General features: G+C 73.0%; 4 protein-coding genes. 3 read left to right on the forward strand and 1 reads right to left on the reverse strand.

Annotation, left to right across the window (positions count from 1 at the left end; translation table 11 throughout):
* Window positions 1–505 precede the first annotated feature (505 nt).
* Entirely contained in the window at window positions 506–817 is a 312-nt protein-coding gene (locus E1284_RS38915; RefSeq protein WP_131945146.1) for a hypothetical protein, read from the forward strand.
* Here the strand turns inward: E1284_RS38915 and E1284_RS38920 are convergent.
* Window positions 781–1,764 carry a helix-turn-helix domain-containing protein gene (locus E1284_RS38920; RefSeq protein WP_131945147.1) on the reverse strand — a complete coding sequence of 328 codons (984 nt, stop codon included), beginning with the start codon at window positions 1,762–1,764 and terminating at the stop codon, window positions 781–783. The two genes, E1284_RS38915 and E1284_RS38920, sit on opposite strands and share 37 nt — an antisense overlap.
* A gap of 97 nt (window positions 1,765–1,861) precedes the next feature.
* On the opposite strand from E1284_RS38920, the gene E1284_RS38925 reads away from it, so the two are divergent.
* Both E1284_RS38925 and E1284_RS38930 read left to right on the forward strand, forming a co-directional pair.
* A complete protein-coding gene (locus E1284_RS38925; protein ID WP_131945148.1) occupies window positions 1,862–2,332 on the forward strand; it encodes a rhodanese-like domain-containing protein in 471 nt (156 codons plus the stop codon).
* A gap of 202 nt (window positions 2,333–2,534) precedes the next feature.
* Window positions 2,535–4,010: a DEAD/DEAH box helicase gene (locus E1284_RS38930; RefSeq protein WP_131945149.1), complete on the forward strand. Its 1,476-nt coding sequence runs from the start codon at window positions 2,535–2,537 to the stop codon at window positions 4,008–4,010.
* The last annotated feature ends 190 nt before the right edge of the window (window positions 4,011–4,200 follow it).

The raw sequence follows: 4,200 nt of genomic DNA on the forward strand, positions 1-4,200 counted from the left end.
CGGGGTGGGTGGGCAACGCAGTGAGAACGCGTTCTCACGGTAAGTGAGAGCTGTGGTCGCCCTGCGCGGTGGGCACGTTAACAAAGGCCACTGGGATGATCAATGATCGACAACGACTTTGTGCAGCCGCTGATCAACCCGGCGTTGCGGCGGTGAATATCGGTCATGTCCGGAAACCGGGCCACGGGTGGCCGCCGCCCGTCCGCCCCGGGGGCCCGGGAGACCGCCCGCATCCGCTTCCTGAACTGGGCGTCCGTGTGTTCCGGCGGCCGGCCGGCGGGTGAGCCGGAACTCGGGGCTGTGAATCCGATTCGATCTGACTTTTCGTCAAGCCGGACAGTCAACGACAAGCGGAGATGTTCCCCGCTTGAGTGTCCGTATCCGGCCGTAACCGGCGCATCACCGGCCGGACGGCCGCGTGGCCGCACCGGCCGCCGTCCCGCGACGTCACCCCGGGCGTCCACGCCCCCGCCCCGGCCCGGACCGCGCGTTTAGACTGCGCCGCATGGAACTCAGGGACGCGGCGCGCATGATCCTCTCCGAGTCGGCGGGGCACCCGGACCTGCTCCGGGTGACCCGGGAGGCCCACGACCGGCTGTCCCGCGGCGAACGGGTCGCCCACACCGACCTGAGCTGGATGCTCAGGGAGGCCGCGCGCAAGAACGTCTACCCCGCCCTCCACGCCCGCTACGGCGCCTCCGCCTTCAACGAGATGGTCGTCGTCCTGGGCCGCGAGATCGACCACCAAGCCCCGATCCAGCCTCTCCCAGGACCGCGGTCTCACGGAGGGGTGGGAGTGCGGAAGGTGCGCCTGTAGCGGGACGGTGACGTTTTCATCGCCCGGACGAAATGGTGGCGGAACGTCGCCGGGCTCTCGAAGCCGACGGCCGCGCCGATCTCCTCGACCGGCGCGGTGCCCTCCTCCAGCAGCGGCAGCGCCGCCAGGACCCGCTGGCCGATGACCCAGCGGAGCGGGCTCGTCCCCGTCTGCCGGTGGAAATGCCTGAGGAACGTGCGCGGCGCGAGGCACGCTTCGCGCGCCATCCGCGCGACCGTGATCGGCTCGGCGAGGTGGGCCAGCGCCCAGGCCATGCTGCGCGCGACCGGGTCGTCCTCGGCGGGCGGGCTCACGGCGGCCTCCACGAACTGCGCCTGCCCGCCCTCCCGGTGCGGCGGGACGACCAGCCGCCGCGCGACCATGGTGGCGATCCGGGCGCCGTGGTCCTTGCGGACGAGGTGCAGGCACATGTCGAGCCCGGCGGCGCTGCCCGCCCCGGTGAGGACGTCGTCGCCGTCCACGTAGAGGACGTCGGGGGTCACGCGGACGTCCGGATAACGCCGGCGCAGCAGGTCGGCGTACTGCCAGTGGGTGGTGGCCTCCCGTCCGTCCAGCAGCCCGGCGGCGGCGAGGGCGAACGCGCCCGAGCAGACGGACACGACGCGGGCGCCGCGCGCATGCGCGTCCCGCAGCGCGGCGACGACCTCGGGCGGCGGATCCCGCCGGACGTCCGGGACGGCGACGACCATCACGGTGTCCGCGGACGCGAACGCGTCCAGCCCGTGCTCGGCGGTCATCGTGAAACCGCCGACCGCGCGCATCGGGCCGCGCTCCAGCGAGCACACCCGCAGGTCGTACCAGGGGACGCCCAGCTCCGGCCGGGGCAGCCCGAACACCTCCACGACCGAGCCGAGCTCGAACGGCGCCATGCCGTCGAACGCCAGCACCGAGACCGTGTGCCGGCGTGCCGGGGGAGTGACGAGCATGGCGAGATCTTAACGATGCCGGGCATTCACGCCACTCCCGGAACGGCACCCGCCCGTACGACGATCGATCCCATCCCCGACTGAAAAGGAGCCCGAGATGACGCACGACTCGGCCGTGAACGCCGTTCCCGCGGCCGCCGCGGAGGAGGCACGGCGGCACTTCGCCGCGCGCCTGGCCTTTGAGACCGATGTGTCCGATGTCGCCGCAGACCTCGCAGCGGGGGCGTCCGGCATCGTCGTGGTCGACACGCGCGGCACCGAGAGCTGGGCGCAGGGCCACGTCCAGGGCGCCGTCCACCTGCCCACCGCCGAGATCGCGGAACGCGCCGATGCCCTGGTCCCCCGGGACGCGACCGTCGTCGTCTACTGCTGGGGGCCCGGCTGCAACGGCGCCCAGAAGGCGGCCCTGGAGTTCGCGAGGCTCGGCCGTCCGGTCAAGGAGATGATCGGCGGCTTCGAGTACTGGGCGCGCGAAGGGTTCCCCGTCGAGACCGGTGACGGCACCGTCGCGCGCCGCTCCCCCGACCCGCTGACGGCTCCGACCACGGGCGCCGCATGCGCCTGCTGAGGCGCGCGGGTTCGCATGTTCCCCCGGGGACGGGGCATAACGAGGTACCCCGGCGACGTTAGACTCTAGGAATCAACTCTTCGGCGCCCCCATGGCGTCAGGCTCGTCCTTGCAGGCCGCGCACATCGTGGTGCCTCCCGAGACGTGCCCCCCTCTCGGAAGGTAATGCGTGACCACAGCTGCCGCTGCACAGAACCCGTCCATGCCCGCCACCGCGGACGAGGAGCAGGTTCCCACCTTCGCCGAGCTCGGCATCCCGCCGGTGCTGGTGAACGCCCTGGAGCGCCAGGGCATCGAGGCCCCCTTCCCGATCCAGGCGGCCTCCATCCCCGACGTCATGGCGGGACAGGACGTCCTCGGGCGCGGTAAGACCGGCTCCGGCAAGACCCTGGCGTTCGGCCTGCCGCTCCTCACCCGGCTGTCCGGCCGCAAGGCCGCCCCGAAGCGCCCGCTGGCGCTGATCCTCGTGCCGACCCGCGAACTCGCCCAGCAGGTCCAGACCAACCTGGAGCCGCTCGGCCGCGGCCTCGGGCTGCGCTTCAAGACCGTCATCGGCCAGACGTCGATGTTCAAGCAGATCGACGCGCTGCGCCGCGGCGTCGAGGTCCTCGTCGCCACCCCCGGCCGGCTGAAGGACCTGATGCGGCAGGGCGCCTGCGACCTGTCCGACATCGAGATCACCGTGCTGGACGAGGCCGACCACATGGCCGACATGGGCTTCCTGCCCGACGTCACCGACATCCTGGACGCCGTCAAGCCCGGCGGCCAGCGCCTGCTGTTCTCCGCGACCCTCGACAAGGACGTGGACGTCCTGGTCAGGCGGTACCTCAACGACCCGGTGACGCACGCGATCGGCCCGGTGGACGAGCCCGTCGCCACCATGGACCACCACCTTCTCCTCGTCGCGCCGAAGGAGAAGAGCGCCATCACCGCCGAGATCGCCAACCGCGAGGGCCGGACGATCCTGTTCGCCCGCACCAAGCACGGCGTCGACCGGCTCGCCAAGCAGCTCGTCCAGGTGGGCGTCCGCGCGGCGGGCCTGCACGGCGGCAAGAGCCAGGGCCTGCGCACCCGTACCCTCGCCGAGTTCCGCGAGGGCACCATCAGCGTGCTGGTCGCCACCGACGTCGCCGCCCGCGGCATCCACGTGGACGATGTGACCCTGGTCATGCACGTCGACCCGCCCGCCGACAGCAAGGACTACATGCACCGCGCGGGACGCACCGCCCGCGCCGGGGAGCGCGGCACCGTCGTCACGCTCGTCCTGCCGCACCAGGTGCGCTCCACGTCCGCGATGACGCGCCGGGCCGGCATCAACGCGCCGCGCGTCCGGGTGACCACCGGCGACACCGAGCTGGTCAAGCTGACCGGGGCCCGGCCGCCGTCCGGCATTCCGATCGAGGGCCCGATCATCCCCGAGCGCCCGCGCCGCGAGGGCGGCCGGGGCCGCCAGGGCGGCGGCGGACGCCGCCGCGGCCCGCGCACCTTCGACCGCGGTGACGGCCCCCGCCGCCGCGACGGCGAGGGCGGCCGGGGCGAGCACCGCTCCTACTCCGGCGGCGACCGCCGGGGCGGCGGCCCCCGCACCGGCGCCGCGTCCCACGGCAACCGCCGCAACGGCCCCTACAACGGCAGCCGCCGCGACAACAACGACGCCCGCCCCGCCCGCTACAACTGACCAACGACAGAAGAGCCCCGCCCGACCCGGGCGGGGCTCTTCCCTTTTCCGCACCCAGCGGAGCCCGAAAGCCCGGCGCAATGCGCCTGCGGGAAGGACGAGCCCGCAGTAGAACAAGCCCCGGTGGGCCGGCCCGCGGTGGGGCGAGCCCGGGTTGGGACGGGAGCGCGGGTTCGCGGAGGTGTGGGGA

Source organism: Actinomadura bangladeshensis, assembly GCF_004348335.1.
Taxonomy (GTDB): Bacteria; Actinomycetota; Actinomycetes; order Streptosporangiales; family Streptosporangiaceae; genus Spirillospora; species Spirillospora bangladeshensis.